This window comes from Tepidamorphus gemmatus, from assembly GCF_004346195.1.
GTDB classification, from domain to species: domain Bacteria; phylum Pseudomonadota; class Alphaproteobacteria; order Rhizobiales; family Tepidamorphaceae; genus Tepidamorphus; species Tepidamorphus gemmatus.
In genome coordinates, this window is record NZ_SMAK01000001.1 from 354,936 (window position 1) to 375,874 (window position 20,939).

Sequence of the window (20,939 nt, forward strand, 5' to 3'; positions counted from 1 at the left end):
AAACAATTTGGCGCCAAAAGCGAAGTGGGGCAATGCTGCGCGCGCGTCAGAACGGATATTGTGAGCGCCGGAGCGATCGTTCCGGCACCAAGAGACCGACACAGCGCTGGGGGCAATGCGCATGCGACCGGAATTCAAGGCCACAGTGCTGCCGGACTCCGCGGACGATTCGCTGGTCATCGCCTATCGCCGCTGGTGCGACCTCGTGTCTTCGGGGCGTTTGCCAAGCCTGTCGGACATGCTTGCGCACGAAACGCTCCGCGATCATCCGGGCCTTGCCATTATCGAGGTGGAGTGGCGCGACGTCGGCAAGCCGCGTTTCCGCTTCGGGCGGACGGCGGTGCTGGCGGAGGCGTTCGACCGGGACGGCGAGGGCTATGCCCTCGACGAGATGGTGACGCCCGACAGCTATCCGGGCATCGAGCGCACCTACCGAATCGCGCTGGACGAACGGCGGGGCCACTACTGGATCCGCACCATCGTCACCCGGCAGGGCGACATGCGCAGTTTCGAGCGCCTGCTGCTGCCGCTGTCCGAGGACGGGCACACGGTGGAGCGCCTTCTCGGCCTGTTCGTCCGGCTGAAGGAGGGCGACAGCGACGTGGCGGAGGCGATCTGAACGCGCCCCTCCGGGCCGGTCAGATCTTCTGATTGTACGCCCCGACCTCGGCCTGGGCCGACAGATACTCGTCGATCTCCGCGAAGATCGCCCGCATGTTGGCCTCGGAGGTGGGGCTCTCGACCACCACGACGAGCTCGGGCTTGTTGGAGGAGGCGCGCAGAAGGCCCCAGGTTCCGTCTTCCAGGACGATGCGGATTCCGTTCACCGTGACCAGGTCGCGCACGGCCTGACCGGCGATCGGTTCGCCCGATCTCGCGCGGGCGGTGAAATGTGCGACGGCGCGCTCGACCACCTCGTACTTCACCTCGTCGGCGCAGTGCGGGCTCATGGTCGGTGACTGCCAGGTGCGGGGCAGCGATCTGCGCAGGTCGGACAGCCGTTTGCCGGGATTGCGGTCGAGCATCTCGCATACCGCGATGGCCGCCACCAGGCCGTCGTCGTAGCCGCGCCCGACGGGAGCGTTGAAGAAGAAGTGTCCCGACTTCTCGAAACCGGCCCGCGCGCCGAGTTCGTGCACCCTGCGCTTGATGTAGGAGTGTCCGGTCTTCCAGTAGTCGACCTTGACGCCATTCTGCCGAAGCACCGGGTCGGTCATGAACAGGCCGGTGGACTTCACGTCGACCACGAAGGTCGAGCCGGGGTGGAGGCTCGACAGGTCCCGGGCGAGCAGCACGCCGACCTTGTCGGCGAAGATCTCCTCGCCGGTGTCATCGACGACGCCGCACCGGTCACCGTCGCCGTCGAAGCCGAGCCCCACGGCCGCGCCGCTCTGTCTGACCGCGTCGGCGATGGCGTGCAGCATCGCCATGTCCTCGGGATTGGGGTTGTAGCGCGGGAAGGTGTAGTCGAGCGTGCAGTCGAGCTCGACCACCTCGCAGCCGATCGCCCGAAGCACCTGCGGCGCGAACAGGGCGGCAGTGCCGTTGCCGCAGGCGGTGACCACCTTGAGCGGGTGATCGAGCTTCCTCGTCCCGATCAGGTCGGCGATGTAACGCTCGCCGAAGTTCTCGACAAAGACGTAGCCGCCGCCGTCGCGGGTGACGCCGGAGCCGGACAGGACGATCTCCTTCAGCCTCCCGATCTCGTCCGGGCCGAAGGTGAGCGGCCGCTCGGCGCCCATCTTGACGCCGGTCCAGCCATTGTCGTTGTGGCTAGCCGTCACCATCGCGACCGCCGGCACGTCGAGGGCGAACTGGGCGAAATAGGCCATCGGCGATACCGCCAGACCGATATCGTGGACGCGGCAGCCCGCCGCCATCAGCCCGTTGGCCAGCGCCAGCTTGATCGACTGCGAGTAGGACCGGTAGTCGTGACCGACCACGATCTCCGGCTTGACGCCGCGCTCGTGCAGATAGGTGCCGATGCCAAGACCCAAGGCCTGGGCACCCATCAGGTTGAGCTCGGTGCCGAACAGCCAGCGGGCATCGTACTCGCGGAAGCCGGTCGGCTTGACCAGGGGGGTCTGTTCGAACTCGGGGGTATTCGCGGTGGCGGTCGCGATCGGCTTCGGGAACATGATCGATCCGTTCGATTGGGACAGGGAATGCCGCCGTTCTAGCCGGGAGAGGCCGGTCATCCAAGTGCGGAGCCCGCCGACGAAGCCGGACGGCCTGACCCGTTCAGGGCGTCCGCCGGCCGGCATCGGCGTGTCAGCCGCCGATACGCAAGGTCATCTCGTCGCCGCGCACCTCGTAGGAGCCGAACCGGTCGAGGACATTGACGCCGAGCAGATTGTCGTCGAGCGTGCCGGGCGGCGCGACATAGGCCCGCAGGTTGCGCAACTCCACCGGACCGATCTGCAGACGTGCGATGGTCACCGGCGCCATGAAGGCCTGGCCGTTGGCGGTCATCACCGGCGCAGTGTAGCGCAGCGCGGCCGGATCGAAGCCCGCCGCGCGGGCGGTCTGCGCCGACAGGGTCAGCACGCTCGCGCCGGTGTCGATCAGGAAGGTCGCGGCGGCTCCGTCGACCGTGCCGCGCACCGCGAAATGCCCGTTGGAAGCGCGGCGCAGGGTGATGACCTGGCGGCCGAGCGGGTCGGTCGATGTGACGGGGTAAGCGGGAATCAGCTCTCCGACGACACGTCCTGCGATGCCGGCGAATTCCATCCGGTAGCTGTAGAGGAGAACCAGACCGAGCAGCAGCGCGATCCAGATGCTGGCCTGCCGCAGCGCGGTGCCGGCGTCAAAGGCGCGGCTGGTGACGACGCCGGCACCGACGATCAGCAGCAACGCTGCCAGATAGGCCAGACGGCCGAACTCGTCGGTTGTCAGGCTGCCGACGGAACCGGCCGAATGCCGCACGATCAGAATGACCGCCGCAACGCCGAGGAGAATGAGGCCGAGCCAGCCATAGCGGCGTCGCATGCCGGGCGCGTCTCCATGTGGATTTCGGGAGCGAAGCGTAGCATCCGCCGGGGCGCCGCTTCAAACCGGCATCAGGCAGCGGCGCGGCCCTTCGCGGCTTCGCGCGTCTCGCCGTCCGCAATCGGCGGCAGCGGCTTCATGACCCGGTGACGCGGGAAGGTGACGATGACCTCGGTGCCCTCGCGCAGGCGCGAGCGGATATCGAAGCGCCCCCCATGCAGTTCGACCAGCTTCATGACGATCGGCAGGCCGAGGCCCGATCCCTCCTCGGCATTCTTGCTGGCCAGCGATCCTCGGCCGAAGGTCTGCAGCACGGTCGGGATTTCCTCCTCTGGAATGCCCGGACCGGTGTCCCGGACGCTGAGATATTGCCCGCCGCCGGCCGTCCAGCCGACCGTGAGCACGACCCTGCCGCCATTCGGCGTGAACTTGATGGCATTGGTGAGAAGGTTGAGCACGATCTGCCGCACCGCGCGCTCGTCGGCCCAGATCTTCGGCAGGTCGCGTTCGAAGTTCTCCTCGATGGTGACGCCGCGCTGGTCGGCCCTGAGCTTGAGCAGGTGATGGCAGTCGGCGACCGTGCCGGGCAGCGACACCGCCTCTTCCGACAGTTCGTAGCGGCCGGCCTCGATGCGCGACAAATCGAGGATCTCGTTGATCAGGTTGAGCAGATGTTCGCCGCTGCGGTGGATGTCGCCGGAATATTCCTTGTAGGCGGCGACCTGATGTGGCCCGAGGATCTCGTCCTTGAGCACTTCGGAGAAGCCGAGAATGGCGTTGAGCGGGGTGCGCAGCTCGTGGCTCATGGTGGCGAGGAAGCGCGACTTGGCGAGGTTGGCTTCCTCGGCGCGCCGGCGCGCCTCGTCCGACAGGGCGCGGGCATGCTCGAGCTCGGCGATCAGCGCGTCCTTCTCGGCCCGCAGGCCGAGCATGGCGAGTTCGGTGGTATGGAACTGGCGGGCGAGAATGATGAAGAACACCTGGGCGCCGACCGCCAGGCCCGCCATCGCCATGTAGTGAACCTCGCCCAGCAGCGCAAAGCGCAGCACGATGGCGCCGGTGATCGGCAGGGTTCCGACGATGGAGGCGAGCGGCAGGTTGCTGGCCGTCACCGTGCGCATCGCCAGGATGACGATCAGCACCGCAAACATGAAGATCAGCGGGGCCGTGTCTCCGGGCGGCGTCGACAGGAAGGCAATCGTGCCCCACAGCACGCCGTTGAGGAATTCGGCTGCGTAGAACCGACGCTGCCACATATGGGCGCGGACCTTGCGGCTGTCGGTGCCTTCGTACCGGCGGCACAGATAGGTGAGGATGCCGTTGCCGATCAGCACGCCGGACAGCCACAACGCGCCCTGTGACCATGGAATCCATAGCGTCGTCATGCCGGCGATGATGATCGCCACGAGCGGCACGACGAGCGCGATGCCGGTCTGATTGCGCGCATAGGCGAGCAACAGTTCGTGATCGAAGGCGGGATGGATGCCGGTCTGAGAGGTCAGCTGGTCGCGCGCCCGCCGGATCCGCGCGGAGACGCCCCGCCGGCGCTCGCGGAGCTCATCGGACTCCGGTCCGGTCCTCGGCTCTCCGGTCGGTGACATCGCAACCCTTGGCACACTGCACGCATCCGCCGCAGGGAAAGTGGCGGCGAGACCTGACCGTTCTGGGACAAAATCCTTAAGATCATGCTTCCGGCGAGAGAGCGTTAACCGTGGGAGGTCGATTCGGTGCGACGCCGCAGGACAAGCCGCCTGACGAAGATCGACGAGCTGATGACGGCGGCGGTGATCGTCTCGCTGCTGCTGATTGTTGTCGTCTACGTTCCGTCGGATCGGCCGCGCAGCTACTATGGGCAGGCCCGGGTCCTCGACGGCGACAGCCTCGTGGTGGGCGTCGTGGAGACCCGGCTGCGGGGCATCGACGCGCCGGAGCGCGACCAGACCTGCGTCCGCGACCGCGAGCGCTGGGCGTGTGGCGAGGCGGCGACGCTGGTGCTGCGCGAGCTCATCGCCGGCCGGCAGGTAGCGTGCGAGGGCGCGGGCCGCGACGACTACGACCGGGTGCTGGCGGTCTGCCGGGTCGGCGACCGTGAACTCAACCGCGAGATGGTCGCGCGCGGATTTGCCGTCAGCAACGGCGACTATGCCATTGAGGAGGCGGCGGCGCGGGAGGAGGGTGCCGGTCTGTGGGCGGGCGAGTTCGACCGGCCGGCGGCGTGGCGGCGGCAGCGCGCCGACCCATGACGGCAGGCGCGGATGCCGGTATGTAGCCTGAGGGCAGCGGCTTTAGGGACAGCGATGAGATGAAGCTCTATACCTGCAGTCGGGCGCCGAACCCGCGCCGCGTCAACATCTTCATGGCCGAGAAGGGGATCGACATTCCCCGCATCGAGCTCGACATCATGGCGCTCGAGCACAAGACGCCCGAATTTGCGGCGATCAACCCGATCCAGCGCCTGCCGGTGCTCGAACTCGACGATGGAACCCACATATCCGAATCCGTCGCGATCTGCCGATTTCTCGATGAACTGCATCCCGAACCGCCGCTATTCGGGACGACAGCGCTGGAACGGGCGCTGGTCGACATGTGGCAGCGCCGGCTCGACCTCAATTTCCTGGCGGCGATCGCCCACGCCTTCCGGCATGTCCATCCGGCGATGGCGCCGCTCGAGCAACCCCAGATCCGGGAATGGGGCGAGGCGAACAGGCCGAAGGTGCTCGAATTTCTCGGGCTGATGGACAGGGAAGTTGCGGAACGCGAATTTGTCGCGGGCGACCGGTTCACCATCGCCGACATCTCGATGCTTGTTGCCGTCGACTTCATGAAGGTCGCGCGCCTCGCTGTCCCGACCGACTGCGCGCATGTCAGACGCTGGCATGGCACGGTCTCCGCCCGTCCGAGTGCGGCTGCATGAGCATGACCCTCACGGTGGTCGGTTGCGGCGACGCCTTCGGCTCGGGAGGCAGGCTGCACACCTGCTTCCATCTCGATTCGGGTTCCTCTCGCGTGTTCGTCGATTTCGGCGCGACCTCGCTGTATGGCCTCAATCGGCTCGGGTTCGACACGTGCGCCGTCGATGCGGTCGTGCTGTCGCATCTGCATGGCGACCATTTCGGCGGTCTGCCGTTCCTGCTGCTGCACAGCCAGTTCGTCGCCTGCCGGGATCGGCCGCTCGTCATCGCCGGGCCGCCGGGGGTCGAGGCGCGGGTGCGCGCCGCCCAGGAGGTGATGTATCCGGGTTCCTCGCGCAACGAGCTCGGCTTCGATCTGATCTTCCGCGATCTGCCGGTCGGCGGCCGGACGGAAGTGGCCGGCTTCGGCGTCGAGACCTTCGAGGTCAGCCATCCCTCCGGAGCGCCGGCGCTCGCCCTCAGGCTTTCCGGCGGTGGGCGCACCTTCGCCTATTCGGGCGACACGGGGTGGACTGAAACCCTGATCGACGTGGCGCGTGGCACCGATCTGTTCGTTTGCGAAAGTTACGCCTTCGAGAAGCCGATCCCGAATCACGTCGAATATGTCGACATCCGGGCCGCGCTCGGGCGGATCGCGAGCGGACGCATCATGCTGACCCATCTGGGACCGGAGGCGCTTGCACGGCGCGGCGAATTCGAACCGTCGATCCTCGTTGCCGAGGACGGCATGGTGATCGAGGTGTGAGATCGGCGCGTGCCAACGGACGGCGAGCTCGAACAACTCGTCGCGAGGATCCGCGCCTGCCGGATCTGTGTCGAGGCGCCGGCGGGGCCGCCGCTGCCGCATGAACCGAGGCCGGTCGTCCGGCTGTCGTCCTCAGCGCGGCTTGCTGTCTGCGGGCAGGCACCCGGAACGCGGGTCCACGCGACGGGCATTCCGTTCAACGATCCATCGGGCGAACGGCTGCGCGACTGGATGGGGATCGGCCGGGACGTCTTCTACGACATCTCCCGCGTCGCGGTGGTGCCGATGGGCTTCTGCTTCCCCGGACAGGACAGCCGCGGCGCCGACCTGCCGCCCCGCGCGGAATGCCGGGCAGCCTGGCACGACCGGGTGTTCGCGGCGATGCCGCAGCTCGAGCTGGTGCTGGCCATCGGCCAGTACGCCCAGGCCTATCATCTCGGCTGCGGTCGCGCGTCGCTGACCGAGACCGTCCGGAACTGGCGGGCGATCTGGGACAGCGGGCGCCGGCCGCGCGTCCTGCCGCTGCCGCATCCCTCCTGGCGCAACACCGGCTGGCTCAAACGCCATCCCTGGTTTGCCGCAGAGGTGCTGCCGGTGCTGAAGGCGGAGGTTGTCCGGCTGACGGCGTGAGCGGCTGGGCGACCGCTGGGTCCGCCGCTCAGCCAAGGGCGGCGGGACCGAGCCGACGCGCGGACAGGAGCGCAATCGCGCCGAGGCGTTGCACGAGTCGCGTCAGCAGGCTCGACGGACGGTTGCGGCTGGGTCGGTCCTTCGCCTGTCGTGGCATGTCGCGCCTCCGTGCCAATTGCCGGCGCAGACGCCGGCCGCCGGACGGAATATGGGTCTCAGGCGGCAGGCCCGGCAAGGCGCCAGGCTGGACATTCTGGAAAAAAAATCTATGCTTTCGGCCATTCGGGATTCTGGATCCAAATGATCCTCGAAAATTTCATCCGAATGGAAACCCATTCTGAAGGCGCCCCATGCTCGACCGCATCGACCGCAAGATCCTGGCGATCCTGCAGGAGGACTGCACCATGCCCGTCGCCGAGATCGGCAAGCGTGTCGGGCTGTCGACGACGCCATGCTGGCGGCGCATCCAGAAGCTCGAGGAAGAGGGGGTGATCCAGCGTCGGGTCGCGCTGCTCGATCCGAAGAAGGTGCGCGCCGGCGTAACCGTGTTCGTGGCGATCCGCACCAACCAGCACGCCGAGGACTGGCTGGCAAAGTTCGCTGCGGCGGTCAACGACTTGCCGGAGGTGGTCGAGTTCTACCGGATGAGCGGCGAAGTGGATTATCTGCTGCGCGTCGTCGTCCCCGATATCGAACGCTATGACGCCTTCTACAAGAAGCTGATCAGCCGGGTAGCCCTGAGCGACGTGTCGTCGAGCTTCGCGATGGAGCAGATCAAGTTCACGACTGCCCTGCCGCTGGAATTCGCGGCGGAAGCGTAGCGCCGGGCTCGGGGAGGCGGCCTCGAGCGTGCCTGATCCGAGGCTGCCGACTGCCCCATTCGTCCCTGTGGTTGCAGGGGCCCGATCCCACGGCTGCCCCCATGCAGGCCCGTCGTCCCGGATGGCCGTCGCGACGCCCGGGTCGCGGCCGGGCACGACGGCAAGAGGCTCGTGCGTCCCCGGCGCCGGGGGCGCTGGCAACCGCCATGTCGCGCCGCGGCGGGCGCGACGGAGCCGCCTACCTCTGCAGCCGCGCGATCAGGCTCGACGTGTCCCAGCGGTTGCCGCCCATGCTCTGGATGTCGGAGTAGAACTGGTCGACCAGCGCGGTCACGGGCAGGTGCGCGCCGTTGGAGCGGGCCTCGTCGAGGCAGATCGATAGGTCCTTGCGCATCCAGTCGACCGCGAAGCCGAAGTCGAACTTGCCCTCGCTCATCGTCTTCCAGCGGTTTTCCATCTGCCAGGACTGCGCCGCACCCTTGGAGATGACGCCGATCACCTTCTCGACGTCGAGACCCGCCTTCATCGCCATGTGGATGCCTTCGGAGAGGCCCTGGAGGAGTCCGGCGATGCAGATCTGGTTGACCATCTTGGTGAGCTGGCCGGCGCCAGAGGGGCCCATCAGCCCGACCATCTTTGCGTAGGCCTTGATAACCGGTTCGGCCCTGGCGTAGGTTTCGGGATCACCGCCGACCATCACCGTCAGCGCGCCGTTCTCGGCGCCGGCCTGGCCGCCCGAGACGGGCGCATCGAGGAAGCCGATACCGAGTTTGTCGGCGGCCGCCTTCAGTTCACGTGCGACATTGGCCGAGGCTGTGGTGTTGTCGATGAAGATCGCGCCCTTCTTCATGCCGTGGAAGGCGCCGTCCGGGCCGGTCGTCACCGCACGCAGGTCGTCGTCGTTACCGACGCAGGCGAACACGAAATCGCATCCCGCCGCCGCCGCCTTCGGGGTCGGTGCGGCCGTGCCGCCGTGCTGCTTCACCCACTGTTCGGCCTTCGCGGCGGTGCGGTTGTAGACGGTCAGCTCGTGTCCGCCGCGCGCCTTCAGGTGTCCCGCCATCGGATAGCCCATCACGCCGAGTCCGATGAATGCGACCTTCGCCATGTCCTCAAGCTCCCTCTCGCGTCCACATGCGGGTGTCAGGGGTTTCAGGGTATCGGCGTTTTAGCGTATCGGGCCGGGTCGGCAAACCGGCGGCCCCGGAACAACTGCTTGCCGGCGGGCAGGCCTGCCGATCGCGGCATTCCGTTACGGTGCGGCGGCCCGCCGACGTCCCGGGGGAGAGGTGCTTCCGGTCTGCGTCAAGCTCTGTCAGGATGAGCACATGCGACACGGACCTACACCGGGCGCCGCTCCGGGCAGCGAGGGGCAGGGCGGCAGCCCGTGGCTTGCGCGTCGTCGCGGCTATCACCACGGCAATCTCGCCGAGGCTCTGATCGAGGCGGCGCGCCGGCTGATCGCCGAGCATGGGCCGGCCGGGTTCTCCCTGAAGGATGCCGCGAAGCTCGCCGGCGTCAGCCCGGCGGCGCCCTACCGCCACTTCAAGGACCGAGCGGCGCTGATCGCCGCCGTGTCCGATCGGGGCTTCGATCTGTTCGCCGAGCGCCTGCGGACAGCAGCGGCATCGGCAGCCGATCCGGCGACCGCGTTCAACCGGCTGGGCGAGGCCTATCTTGCCTTCGCCGCCGAGGAGCCCGGCTACTACGCTGCCATGTTCGATGCGGGTGGAGCCGTGCGGGCTGACAATGACGCCGGTGCAGGTGCCTTCCGCATCCTCGTTGATGGTCTCGTCCGGGCATATGGCGCCGATGCCTTCGGCGGCACCGATCCGCGGCTGGTGGCGCTGCAGGTGTGGGCGCTGTCGCATGGCGTCGCCACGCTGGCGGCCGCCGGGCGCCTGCCGCACGGGCCGGGTGTTCCGACCGCGGCCGAGGTACTGTCGCGCGGTGTCGAGGCGCTGGTACGGGGCGCCTGCACCCCGGCGCCGGCCGGGAGCGAGCGCGACGGCCCTGCGGCCTGACCCGGCCCGGACCGGCGACCGCAGGTTGTCTGACGCTTGCCCCTTGAACGGCGCCTTGCGCCCGACTATGTAAATTTTGTTCACATTCCAGACGGAGGTGCCGCCATGGCGAGTGGTGCGAGTTGGGCTGACGCGTGGGGACCGGGTGTGACCGCCGGGCCGCCGCGTGCAACCGCGGGCAAGGGTCTCGTGCGGGATCCGGACGGCCGGCGCTGGAAGGGCTGGGAGATCGCCGCGGTCATCCTCGGCTTTCTGATCTTCTGGCCGATCGGCCTGGCGTTCCTGGTGTTCAAGCTGTGGGGAGGGCGTGCGATGGCGTGGAAGCGCGAGCACGGACACGAATTCTCATGGGCCTGTGGCCGCCGCCATCGTTCAACCCGTGACGGACTGCGGGCCTCGACCGGCAATTCCGCCTTCGAGGAGTACAAGGCCGCCGAGCTCGAGCGGTTGGAGAGGGAACGCCAGCGGCTCGCCGACGAGCAGCGCGCCTTCGGCGAATTCCTCGAGGAACTGAAGCGCTCCAAGGACCGGGAAGAATTCGACCGCTTCATGGCGCGCCGGCGCGAAGCCCGTTCCGATGGCCCGCGCCCCGACGAGACCGGCGGTCCCGCCACCGCCTGACGTCTCCGATGGCCGTGGCGGCCGTCAGGCCGCCGCGTCTTCCGACCTCCGACTTCGGGCCGTGCATCCCGCGATGCGCGGCCCGGCCTGCATCCGCGCCCAGTCGAACCCGCCGACACGTCGTCGTCGTCGAGCCGCTGAACCGGAGTTGGCTTCACCTGATCACGTCTGGGCCCGACCGTAACCCCCGCCGCTGGGGGTCTGGATGATGATCGCATCGCCGGCCGCGCAGACCGTCTGGTCGCAGCCCTGGAGCGGCTCTACGATGCCGTCCCTGCGGCGGACCCAGTTGGCACCGCATTCGCCGGGCGAGCCGCCGTCGAGCCCGAAGGGCGGCACCCGGCGGTGACCGGTGAGCAGCGAGACGTCCATCTCCTCGAGGAACCGGATGGTGCGCACCGTGCCGTCGCCACCGTTCCACCTTCCCCTGCCGCCCGATCCGCGGCGGATGTGGAAATCCTCCAGAATGACGGGATAGCGGGTCTCCAGCACCTCGGGGTCGGTCAGGCGAGTGTTGGTCATGTGGGTATGGACGGCGGACGTGCCGTCGAAGCCGGGACCTGCCCCTGAGCCGCCGCAGATCGTCTCGTAATACTGATAGGTGGCGTTGCCGAAGTTGAGGTTGTTCATGGTCCCCTGCGCAGCCGCCATTGCGCCAAGCGCGCCGAACAGCGTATCGGTCACCGCCTGGCTCACCTCGACGTTGCCCGCGACCACGGCAGCCGGGAACTTCGGTGCGAGCATGCAATCCTCGGGTATGATGATCTCGATCGGCTTGAGGCAGCCCGCATTCATCGGGATGTCGTCGTCGACCATGCAGCGGAACACGTAGAGCACCGCCGCCCGCGTCACCGGCTGCGGCGCGTTGAAATTGGACGGCTGCTGTGGAGAGGTTCCGGTAAAGTCGACCGTCGCCGAGCGGGCCGCCTTGTCGACGGTGATGGCGACACGGATCACCGTGCCCTGATCCATCTCGTACGCGAACGAACAGTCGTGCAGCGCGTCGATGAAGCGGCGGACGCTCTCCTCGGCATTGTCCTGCACATGGCGCATGTAGGCCTGCACCACGTCGAGGCCGAAATGTGCGACCATCCGGCGCATCTCCTGCACGCCCTTCTCGTTGGCGGCGATCTGGGCGCGCAGATCCGCAATGTTCTGGTCGGGGTTGCGGCAGGGCCAGGGACCGGAGGTGAGGAGCTCGCGCAGCGCCTCCTCCTGGAACACGCCACGCTCGACGAGGCGGAAATTGTCGATGACGACGCCCTCCTCCTCGATCGAGGTGGCGCGCGGCGTCATCGACCCCGGCGCCTTGCCGCCGACATCGGCGTGATGTCCACGCGAGGCCACCCAGAACAGGATGTCGCCCGCCGCCATCCCCTCCCTTTCCTCCTCCGCGTCGGCCGCGTCGCCATTCCGGCTTGCCGCTTCACCCGCGCCGGGAGGACGGTTCGTGCGGGAGTCGGCGAATACCGGCGTCACGACGGTGATGTCGGGCAGATGCGTGCCGCCGTTGTAGGGGGCGTTCAGCACGAAGACGTCGCCGGGCCGGATCACCGGGTTCTGCTCGATGACCGCCATCACGCTCCGGTCCATCGAACCCAGATGCACCGGCATGTGCGGGGCGTTGGCGATCAGCGCGCCGTCCGGGGCGAAGACCGCGCAGGAAAAGTCGAGGCGTTCCTTGATGTTCACCGAGTAGGCGGTCTTCTGCAGGGTGACGCCCATCTGTTCGGCAATCGACATGAACAGGTTGTTGAATACCTCCAGCATCACCGGATCGGCATCGGTGCCGATCGCGACGCGCTTCGGCAGGGCGACGACGCGGCGCATCACGAGGTGCAGCTTGGGTGTGATCTCTGCCCGCCAGCCTGGCTCCACGACGATGGTGTTGTGCGCCTCGACGATCAGCGCCGGGCCGTCCACCGACTGGCCGGCCTGAAGCCTTGCCCGACCATAGACGTGCGCGTCGTGCCAGGCGCCGCCCGAGAAGAACCGCGTCGCGGCAACCGGCTCGGCCGGGGCAGAGCTGACCGGATGGTCAGGTTCCTCGCGCCGAGCCCCGCCGCCGGCACTCTCCACCTCGACCGCCTCGATCACGATCGCCTTGCCGGGGGTCACGAAGCCGAACTGCTGGCGGTGGGCGGCCTCGAAGGCGGCGGTCATCGTCGCCGGGTCGGCGAGATCGACGACCAGCGGCGTGTCGGTGCCGGCATAACGCAGATGCGCCCGGGCCACGGTCGTGGCCTGGTCGGCGGCGATGCCCTGGGAGGCGAGTTCGGCAAGCGTGTCGGCGGTCAGCCGGGCGGCGACGGCCTCCACTTCGGCCATGACGCTGCCCGTCGGATGTCCGTCCCCGTCATCCTGGGCGGCCTCCTCCGTCTCTTGCGCGGCATCGCGGACGGCCGCGGGCCGTTCCGGCATCGGGAGGTGTCCGTGGTCATCCTCGCGATCTCCCGATCCAGCCCCTTCGCTGCACCGTGGGCGGAATGACTCGGTGGAGGGGACGCGCGATGGCAGTTCCCGCCCGATCGCCTGGGTGCGGTTGGCGCGGATATCGGCCAACCCCATGCCATAGGCGGACAGGATGCCGGCGAGCGGATGGATCAGCACCGTCTTCATGCCGAGCGTGTCGGCGATCAGACAGGCATGCTGGCCGCCGGCGCCACCGAAGCAGGCCAGCGCATAGTCGGTGACGTCATAGCCGCGTTCGACCGAGATCTTCTTGATCGCATTCGCCATGTTTTCGACGGCGATCTTCAGGAAGCCTTCGGCGACCTGCTCGGGCGAGCGGCCGTCGCCGATCTCGGCAGCCAGCGTCGCGAAGGCCGCACGCACCGCCTCGAGGTCGAGCGGCTGGTCGCGGCCGGGTCCGAAGATCCTCGGAAAGAAGTCGGGGCTGATCTTGCCGAGCATCACGTTGGCGTCGGTCACCGCGAGCGGTCCGCCGCGCCGGTAGCATTTCGGTCCGGGGTTGGCGCCGGCAGACTCCGGCCCCACGCGGAAGCGCGCGCCGTCGAAGTGCAGGATCGAGCCACCGCCGGCCGCGACGGTGTGGATGTGCATCATCGGCGCCCGCATCCTGACCCCGGCGACCTCGGTCTCGAAGCTGCGCTCGAATTCGCCGTCAAAGTGCGACACGTCGGTCGAGGTGCCACCCATGTCGAAGCCGATGATCCTGTCGAACCCGGCCATCCGGCTGGTCTCGACCGCACCGACGACGCCGCCGGCCGGGCCGGACAGGATCGCATCCTTGCCCTGGAACAGGTCGGCCGCCGTCAGTCCGCCATGCGACTGCATGAACATCAGGCGGGGCGAGGCATCTTCCCCCTCAGCAGGGAGTTTGCCGGCAAGACCGGCGGCCCGACCTGTCGTCCGTTCGCCCGCTCCGAGCTCGGCCGCCACCTGGTCGACATAGCGCCGCAGGATCGGCGAGAGGTAGGCGTCGACGACAGTCGTGTCGCCGCGGCTGACCAGCTTGATGAGCGGCGCCACCTCGTGGGAGACCGAGACCTGTGTGAAGCCGATCGCGCGGGCGAGCGCGGCAAGCTCGCGTTCGTGATCGGGATAGCGGTAGCCATGCATCAGCACGATCGCGCAGGCGCGGATGCCGTCGGCGAAGGCCGCCTCCAGTTCCACCCGTGCGGCGTCGGCATCGAGCGGTACCAGAACCTCGCCGTCCGCCTTCAGCCGCTCGTTCACCTCGACGACACGCTCGTAGAGCAGTTCCGGCTTTATGATGTGACGATCGAACAGGCGTGGGCGGGCCTGGTAGCCGATCTCGAGCGCGTCACGGAAGCCGCGGGTGATGACCAGCAGCGTCCGGTCGCCCTTGCGCTCCAGCAGGGCGTTGGTGGCAACCGTCGTGCCCATCTTGACCGTGGCGATCCTGCCGGAGGGAATCGGCTCGCCGTCGGCAAGGCCGAGCAGGTCGCGGATGCCCTGGATCGCGGCGTCGCGATAGGCCTCGGGATTCTCGGACAGCAGCTTGTGGGCGAGGATCTGGCCGTCCGGGCGGCGCGCCACGATATCGGTGAAGGTGCCGCCACGGTCGATCCAGAAATCCCACTTCGCCGCCGTCACCCCGATCTCCCCCGGATCACCTGCCACGTTGCAAACATCGACGAATCGTCGATAAAATGTCAATGTAGATTCCGACCGACAGGATCCGACGATGCCGGAGATGCCGCCGCACGACACCGCCGCCGGTGGTCTCGGACCGATCGTTTCCTCCGCGCATCTGGCTGCCGGTGCCATGCCGTCGCTGTCGGAATTCGAGTTCGGGCTGATCCTCGCCTCGCATGCCTTCCATCGCTGGATGGTTCGCTGCATGCAGGCGGCGGGCGTCGAGGGCCTGTCCGCCTTCGACGTGCTGGTGCTGCATTCCGTCGCTCACCGCGATCGCCCGAAGAAGCTTGCCGACATATGTCTGGTCCTGAATGTCGAGGACACCCACCTCGTTACCTACGCGGTGCGCAAGCTGGAGGCGCAGGGCCTCGTTGTCAGCGGCCGGGCAGGCAAGGAGAAGACCGTCGAGATCACCGAGCGTGGCGCTGCCGCCTGCCGGCGCTACCGCGAGATCCGCGAGGGACTGCTGGTGCGTGCGGTGGGCAGCGTCGGCTTCGACGAGACGGCGCTGAGCAACATCGCGGCGCAGCTTCGCGCGCTGTCCGGTCACTATGATCAGGCGGCCCGCTCGGCGGCGTCGCTGTAAGGGCTGGCGCTACGGATCGAACAGCAGCAGGACGTAGACCGCGAACAGGACGAGGTGCACCGCGCCCTGCAGCACATTGGTGCGCCCGCCGCCGAAGGTCAGCATGCAGGTGATCAGCGTCAGGATCAGAAGCATCGTCTCCTCGCCCGGCAGGCCGAGCGTGACATGGATGCCGAGATACAGGCTCGCCGCGAGCACGGACGGGATGGTGAGCCCGATCGTCGCCAGCGCCGAGCCGAGCGCGATGTTGACCGAGCGCTGCAGCCTGTTGGCGACGGCCGCCTTGAGGGCACCCATCGATTCCGGCGACAGCACCAGGATCGCCACCACCACGCCGCCCAGCGCCATCGGCGCTCCGGCAGCCCGGATCCCGTCCTGCACGATGTGCGCGAGCTGTTCGGTCAGCACGATCACCGGCAGGATGGCGAGCAGCAGCAGCAGCACGTGATAGCCGGTCGAGCGTGCCGCGGCCGCCCGGGTCTCGTGCTCGGCGAATTCCGGCTCCTCGTCGAATTCCGCATCCCCGCCGGGTTCGTTGGCTGCAGGATCGCGGAAGAAGCCCGCGTGGCGGATCGTCTGGATGCCGAGGAACACGATATAGAGCAGCAGGATCAGCACCGCGAACACGCCCGCCTGCAGGGACGACAGCGTCGGCCCTGCGGTCGAGGTGGTGAAGTTCGGCAAGACGAGCGCGATCATCGACACCGGCATGATGACCGCCAGGAACGCCCGCGCGCCTTCGAGGTTGTAGACCTGCTGGCTGTGTCGCAGGCCACCGAGCAGGATGCACAGGCCGGCAACGCCGTTCAGCGTGATCATCAGCACGGCGAAGACGGTATCGCGGGCGAGGGTGTTCTTGTCCGGCCCGTCCAGCATGACGACGATGATGAAGGAGACCTCGATCACCGTCACAGCCATGGTGAGTACCAGAGTTCCGTAGGGCTCACCGAGACGGTGGGCGATCTCCTCGGCGTGGCGGACGACGGTGAAGGCTCCCCACAGGATGATCGGGAACAGGATGGCGAACAGGACGAATTCCAGTATCGGCCCCGCAGCAACGATACGCTCGCCGAGCAGAAGCAGCAGCCCGACGCTGATCCAGCCGACCGGAACCTGCAGTTCGCGCCGCAGCGTCGCCAGCATCCGCTCCGTCCTTCCGCCGAATCCCGCCTCCGGATCTCGCCCAGCTATGGCATGCACGCAGCGCGGGGCTCAAGCCGCAGGGTGCGCAAGGGCGGGATCGCCAGTCCGTTCCGACTCCCATAAAGTCGCGCCATGAGCATCTGGGGAAAGATCGGGGGCGCGGCGGCCGGGCTTGCCATCGGCGGGCCGCTTGGTGCGCTGCTCGGCGCCATCGCCGGACACATGTTCTTCGACCGCAACCGCCAGCCGGTACCTGGCCAGCTGCAGGTCGCCTTCACCATCGGGGTCATCGCGCTGGCGGCGAAGATGGCCAAGGCCGACGGGATCGTCACCGAGGACGAGGTACGAGCCTTCCGCAAGGTATTCCAGGTTCCCGACAGCGAGGCGGCGAACGTTGCCCGCGTCTTCGACATCGCCAAGGGTTCGACCGAGGGCTACGAAGCCTATGCCCGCCAGCTCGCCGAACTGTTCAGGGCCGAACCGGACATCCTCGAGGACATCATCGACGGACTGTTCCACATCGCCAAGGCAGACGGGGCGGTGCACGCGCGCGAGCTCGACTTCCTCGAGGCCGTCGCCACGACCTTCGGGTTCGATGCCGCCGCCTTCGCGCGGATCCGGGCCCGGCACATCCTGCCGGACAAGGAGGACCCGTATCTGATCCTCGGCGTCTCGCGGGAGGATTCGAGCGAAGAGATCCGCCGCGTCTACCGCAAGCTGGTCGCAGACAATCATCCCGACCGGGCGGTGGCGCGCGGCCTGCCTGAAGAGTTCGTGCGGATCGCCACAGACAAGCTCGCCCGTATCAACGACGCCTACGAGCAGATCGAGCGGGAGCGGCGGTGACGGGGACACCAGCGCCGCGCCCGGAGCGCGTGCATGACCGGCTCGGCGCGCGCGACATCCTGCTGCTCCTCCTGATGCAGACAGTTTGGGGCGGCAGCTTCGTGCTGACCAAGCTCGGCATGGAGGAAATACCGCCGATCCTGTTCGTCGCCCTCCGATTCCTGATCGTCTCGGTGCTGCTGCTGCCGTTCCTGCGCTGGCACCCCGGCCAGATGGGGAACGTCGCCGCGATCTCGTTCTTCACCGGCTCGGTGCATTTCGGGCTGATGAACACCGGCCTCGCGCTGGCCGACGACGTCGCGCCGGTGGCGATCGTCATCCAGCTCGGCGTGCCGTTCTCGACGCTGCTGTCGGTGATCGTCCTGCACGAACGGCTCGGCATCTGGCGGATCAGCGCGCTGCTGATCGCCTTTGGCGGTGTGCTGATCGTCGGTTTCGACCCGGCGGTGTTCCGCTATCGCGATGCGCTCATCATGGTGGCACTCGCCGCGCTGATGATGGCGATCGGCACGATCTTCATGCGGCGCGTGCGCGGCGTGCCGGTCTACGACATGCAGGCCTGGATCGCGATCTTCGCATGGCCGCCGCTGCTGGTCGCGACACTGGTGCTCGAGGGCAATCCCGGGCCCTACCTGGTGGCGGCAGGCGTCAAGGGCTGGTCGGGCATCGCCTGGGTGGTGATCGGCACCAGCCTGATCGGACACGCTGCCTATTTCTGGATCATGCAGCGGCACGAGGTGGGGCGGACGGCGCCGTTCATGCTGCTTGCCCCGATCCTCGGGGCAGCCGGCGGAGTCGTGTTCCTCGGTGATGACATCACCTGGCGCATGGTGCTCGGCGGGGCGCTGACGCTCACCGGGGTGCTGGTCATCACCTTGCGGGAAGGTCGCGCGAACCGGCCGCCGAAGCTCGGCGGACCGGCCTGAGGGAGGGCGAGGCGGTGCAGGTCGAGATCCGCGAGAGCCCCAATCACGACGCCCGGCCGACGGATCTTCCCGTGGACATCCTGCTGCTGCACTACACCGGCATGGTCTCGGCCGAGGCGGCGATCGCGCGGCTGTGCGATCCGTCGGCGAAGGTGAGCTGCCACTGGCTCGTCGACGAGGACGGCCGGATCGTGCGGCTGGTCGGCGAGGAGCACCGCGCCTGGCATGCCGGCGTGTCATGCTGGGCCGGCGCGACCGACATCAACGCCCGCTCGGTGGGCATCGAGATCGTCAATCCGGGCCACGAGTTGGGCTACCGCGACTTTCCCGACGCCCAGATCGGCGCGGTCATCGCGCTTGCGCGCGAGATTCTCGCCCGACATCCGATTCCGCCGGAACGGGTGCTGGCCCATTCCGACGTGGCGCCCGCGCGCAAGATCGATCCGGGCGAGCGGTTCCCCTGGGAGCGGCTGCACCGGGCCGGCATCGGTCACTGGGTCGTGCCGGAACCGATCACCGACGGGCCGGTTCTGAGGCCGGGCGATCGCGGCGCGGCGGTGGCCGCCCTGCGGCGCGACCTTGCGGGCTACGGCTATTGCTTGGCCGCCGGCGAACTCTACGACGCGGCGACCGAGATGGTGGTCGCTGCCTTCCAGCGGCATTTCCGCCCGGCGCGGGTCGACGGACAGGCCGACGCCTCGACGCTGCGCACGCTCCAACGACTCTGCTCGACGCGCGCCACCCCGTCCGGCTAGTGGCCTCACACCATCCGTCTGCCCAATTGATGGGCATGCCGCACGGGTGTGCGGGGTAGTTCAAATCTGTTTCATCGAAGTAACAATAAAGCCGTTCGCGTTATCGGGCCTGCAACGATCAATACTGAAGGCGGCAATCTTCCAGAAATGACCCCGATCCTGCCCGATTTGCTTCGGGTTGTCGCCAAATTTCACCCTTAGCCGGCCCGCCTGCTTCGAAGAGAGACGTCAGCAGGAGACTTTCCACGATGACGACCACGAAAGCTGCGAGCCGCGGTGCGATGGCGCTCGTCCTGATGCTGGGAGTTCCGGTCGTGGCCGCCGAAGCGGGCGTGCGGTACGAGGACGCGTCCTTGCCGGTCCCTGCCGGTTCGATCCAGGCCGGAACGACCGGGCGGGGCGAGGCGGTGACGGTCGTGGTGCGCGGACAGCCCGGTGCTTCGACCGCGGGATTCTCCGGGCGACCGTCGGGGCTGATGCCGAAGGTGGCCGGTGGCCGCACGGCAGCGGATCCGTCGATGCCGCTGGAAGCCGCGTTGCCGGACGAGGCGGCCCAGGCGGGATCCGGCCGGGCCGACCGCGACGCGCAGGCAACCGCTGCCGCGCAGACGGCACGGCGCGGCGGCCAACCCTATGCCGATCACATTGCCCGTCACGCTCGGTCAGCCGGCGTGCCGGTGGAGCTGGCGATGGCAGTCGTGCGCATCGAGTCGAACCATGATCCGCGGGCGCGCGGCCGGGCCGGCGAGATCGGCCTCATGCAGATCAAGCCGCAGACGGCTCGCGGCCTCGGCTTCTCCGGGCCGGCGGCGGCGCTCTACGATCCGGACACGAACTTGAAGTGGGGGATGAAGTATCTCGCCGGGGCTTACCGGCTGGCCGGTGGCGACACCTGCGGCACGATCCTGCGCTACCAGGCCGGGCACGGCGCCAGGCGCATGACGGCGGCGGCGAGCGCATATTGCGGCAAGGTCAAGCGCCATATGGCGGGGCAGCGCGTCTGAGCGGCTCGCCGGCAGGCAGCGCGGCGGGGCCTTGACCGGGTGCCGCCGCATGCCTTTATTTTGGCCGGCCAGTCGGCCGGACGGCCGCTGCCCTCGGGCAGAGGAAAGTCCGGGCTCCACGGAGACACGGTGCCGGGTAACGCCCGGCGGGGGCGACCCCAGGGAAAGTGCCACAGAGAGCAGACCGCCCCGGTCCTGCATGGGCCGGCGGCAAGGGTGAAAGGGTGCGGTAAGAGCGCACCGCGCGACCGGCAACGGGAGCGGCACGGCAAACCCCACCGGGAGCAAGACCGAATAGGGACGGCACGGGTTCGCCCAGGCGGGTCTCCGCGCCGCCGTCCGGGTTGGTTGCACGAGGCGTCCGGCAACGGGCGTCCCAGATGAATGGCCGTCACGCGGGGCTTCGCCTCCGCCATACAGAACCCGGCTTACAGGCCGGCTGGCACCTTCGATCCTTGAGGGCCTGCCGCTCCCGGCGGCGGGCCTTCGTCATCGGCGCGCCCGGGCTGCCGAAAGGTGCGGCGGGATCCATTGAAATCCATGAATATCAACAAGATGCGCTCATCAACGGGTTCTTAATCCGGCTGGGTAAGACTTCGGCAAGGTTAACCGTCCACACCCTGTCGATCCCACGTCGATACATTGACCCCCATATGTGCCCATGATATCCCAAATCATCCCAAGCATCGCGCCTGGGATGACCAGGTCGCCCTGGGGCGGCCCGGTCCGTCGGGACATCCGGACGTCACCGGATCGGAGCGTGGGGTCGCGCGTCCGTCCGAGGCGGCGGACCTGTTCCAGCGACTGGTCAGA

At 68.0% G+C, this 20,939-nt stretch carries 19 protein-coding genes and 1 other RNA gene; 14 read left to right on the top strand and 6 right to left on the bottom strand.

What is annotated here, in order from left to right; translation table 11 throughout:
• The first annotated feature begins 121 nt into the window (after nucleotides 1–121).
• Complete coding sequence (locus EDC22_RS01670) at nucleotides 122–619, top strand: PAS domain-containing protein (protein ID WP_165926746.1); 498 nt, start codon at nucleotides 122–124, stop codon at nucleotides 617–619.
• 19 nt (nucleotides 620–638) lie between these two features.
• On the opposite strand, the gene EDC22_RS01675 is transcribed toward EDC22_RS01670, so the two are convergent.
• The 3 genes from EDC22_RS01675 to EDC22_RS01685 form a co-directional block, all read right to left on the bottom strand.
• The gene (locus EDC22_RS01675; RefSeq protein ID WP_132804860.1) at nucleotides 639–2,138 is read right to left on the bottom strand and encodes a phosphomannomutase/phosphoglucomutase; all 1,500 of its coding nucleotides are present in this window, start codon (nucleotides 2,136–2,138) and stop codon (nucleotides 639–641) included.
• A gap of 133 nt (nucleotides 2,139–2,271) precedes the next feature.
• Nucleotides 2,272–2,988, bottom strand: a complete 717-nt coding sequence (locus EDC22_RS01680; RefSeq protein WP_132804861.1) for a retropepsin-like aspartic protease family protein — start codon at nucleotides 2,986–2,988, stop codon at nucleotides 2,272–2,274.
• Nucleotides 2,989–3,059: 71 nt separating this feature from the next.
• Entirely contained in the window at nucleotides 3,060–4,589 is a 1,530-nt protein-coding gene (locus EDC22_RS01685; RefSeq protein ID WP_132804862.1) for a sensor histidine kinase, read from the bottom strand.
• 126 nt (nucleotides 4,590–4,715) lie between these two features.
• Between EDC22_RS01685 and EDC22_RS01690 the strand changes: the two genes are divergently transcribed.
• From EDC22_RS01690 to EDC22_RS01710, 5 genes are all read left to right on the top strand, one after another.
• Complete coding sequence (locus tag EDC22_RS01690; protein ID WP_132804863.1) at nucleotides 4,716–5,231, top strand: thermonuclease family protein; 516 nt, start codon at nucleotides 4,716–4,718, stop codon at nucleotides 5,229–5,231.
• A gap of 59 nt (nucleotides 5,232–5,290) precedes the next feature.
• The gene (locus EDC22_RS01695) at nucleotides 5,291–5,902 is read left to right on the top strand and encodes a glutathione S-transferase family protein (RefSeq protein ID WP_132804864.1); all 612 of its coding nucleotides are present in this window, start codon (nucleotides 5,291–5,293) and stop codon (nucleotides 5,900–5,902) included.
• Nucleotides 5,899–6,645, top strand: a complete 747-nt coding sequence (locus tag EDC22_RS01700) for an MBL fold metallo-hydrolase (RefSeq protein WP_132804865.1) — start codon at nucleotides 5,899–5,901, stop codon at nucleotides 6,643–6,645. The genes EDC22_RS01695 and EDC22_RS01700 overlap by 4 nt, the downstream gene beginning before the upstream one ends.
• Before the next feature lie 9 nt (nucleotides 6,646–6,654).
• Nucleotides 6,655–7,275 carry a uracil-DNA glycosylase family protein gene (locus tag EDC22_RS01705; RefSeq protein WP_132804866.1) on the top strand — a complete coding sequence of 207 codons (621 nt, stop codon included), beginning with the start codon at nucleotides 6,655–6,657 and terminating at the stop codon, nucleotides 7,273–7,275.
• Between the two features lie 350 nt (nucleotides 7,276–7,625).
• Entirely contained in the window at nucleotides 7,626–8,096 is a 471-nt protein-coding gene (locus EDC22_RS01710; protein WP_132804867.1) for an Lrp/AsnC family transcriptional regulator, read from the top strand.
• Nucleotides 8,097–8,334: 238 nt separating this feature from the next.
• Here the strand turns inward: EDC22_RS01710 and EDC22_RS01715 are convergent, their stop codons facing one another.
• Nucleotides 8,335–9,204 (bottom strand): NAD(P)-dependent oxidoreductase, encoded by an 870-nt coding sequence (locus EDC22_RS01715; RefSeq protein WP_132804868.1) that lies wholly within the window; start codon nucleotides 9,202–9,204, stop codon nucleotides 8,335–8,337.
• A gap of 220 nt (nucleotides 9,205–9,424) precedes the next feature.
• On the opposite strand from EDC22_RS01715, the gene EDC22_RS01720 reads away from it, so the two are divergent.
• Entirely contained in the window at nucleotides 9,425–10,120 is a 696-nt protein-coding gene (locus EDC22_RS01720) for a TetR/AcrR family transcriptional regulator (protein ID WP_132804869.1), read from the top strand.
• Between the two features lie 105 nt (nucleotides 10,121–10,225).
• On the top strand, nucleotides 10,226–10,741 hold the full coding sequence (locus tag EDC22_RS01725; RefSeq protein ID WP_132804870.1) for a DUF2852 domain-containing protein: 516 nt from the start codon (nucleotides 10,226–10,228) through the stop codon (nucleotides 10,739–10,741).
• A gap of 162 nt (nucleotides 10,742–10,903) precedes the next feature.
• Here the strand turns inward: EDC22_RS01725 and EDC22_RS18040 are convergent, their stop codons facing one another.
• The gene (locus EDC22_RS18040; protein WP_425385497.1) at nucleotides 10,904–14,848 is read right to left on the bottom strand and encodes a hydantoinase B/oxoprolinase family protein; all 3,945 of its coding nucleotides are present in this window, start codon (nucleotides 14,846–14,848) and stop codon (nucleotides 10,904–10,906) included.
• A gap of 64 nt (nucleotides 14,849–14,912) precedes the next feature.
• On the opposite strand from EDC22_RS18040, the gene EDC22_RS01735 reads away from it, so the two are divergent.
• Nucleotides 14,913–15,452 (top strand): winged helix DNA-binding protein, encoded by a 540-nt coding sequence (locus tag EDC22_RS01735; RefSeq protein ID WP_165926747.1) that lies wholly within the window; start codon nucleotides 14,913–14,915, stop codon nucleotides 15,450–15,452.
• A gap of 9 nt (nucleotides 15,453–15,461) precedes the next feature.
• On the opposite strand, the gene EDC22_RS01740 is transcribed toward EDC22_RS01735, so the two are convergent.
• Nucleotides 15,462–16,595, bottom strand: a complete 1,134-nt coding sequence (locus EDC22_RS01740; protein ID WP_132804872.1) for a calcium:cation antiporter — start codon at nucleotides 16,593–16,595, stop codon at nucleotides 15,462–15,464.
• 132 nt (nucleotides 16,596–16,727) lie between these two features.
• Here EDC22_RS01740 and EDC22_RS01745 point away from each other — a divergent pair, with 132 nt between their 5' ends.
• The 5 genes from EDC22_RS01745 to rnpB all read left to right on the top strand — a co-directional run bounded on the left by EDC22_RS01745 (nucleotide 16,728) and on the right by rnpB (nucleotide 20,573).
• The gene (locus EDC22_RS01745) at nucleotides 16,728–17,441 is read left to right on the top strand and encodes a J domain-containing protein (protein WP_132804873.1); all 714 of its coding nucleotides are present in this window, start codon (nucleotides 16,728–16,730) and stop codon (nucleotides 17,439–17,441) included.
• Nucleotides 17,438–18,367 carry a DMT family transporter gene (locus EDC22_RS01750; protein WP_132804874.1) on the top strand — a complete coding sequence of 310 codons (930 nt, stop codon included), beginning with the start codon at nucleotides 17,438–17,440 and terminating at the stop codon, nucleotides 18,365–18,367. The genes EDC22_RS01745 and EDC22_RS01750 overlap by 4 nt, the downstream gene beginning before the upstream one ends.
• Before the next feature lie 14 nt (nucleotides 18,368–18,381).
• On the top strand, nucleotides 18,382–19,122 hold the full coding sequence (locus EDC22_RS01755; RefSeq protein WP_245499577.1) for an N-acetylmuramoyl-L-alanine amidase: 741 nt from the start codon (nucleotides 18,382–18,384) through the stop codon (nucleotides 19,120–19,122).
• A 248-nt stretch (nucleotides 19,123–19,370) separates the two neighbouring features.
• Entirely contained in the window at nucleotides 19,371–20,126 is a 756-nt protein-coding gene (locus EDC22_RS01760; protein WP_245499578.1) for a lytic transglycosylase domain-containing protein, read from the top strand.
• Between the two features lie 68 nt (nucleotides 20,127–20,194).
• An RNA gene (rnpB, locus tag EDC22_RS01765) (RNase P RNA component class A) lies at nucleotides 20,195–20,573 on the top strand.
• Nucleotides 20,574–20,939 lie beyond the last annotated feature (366 nt).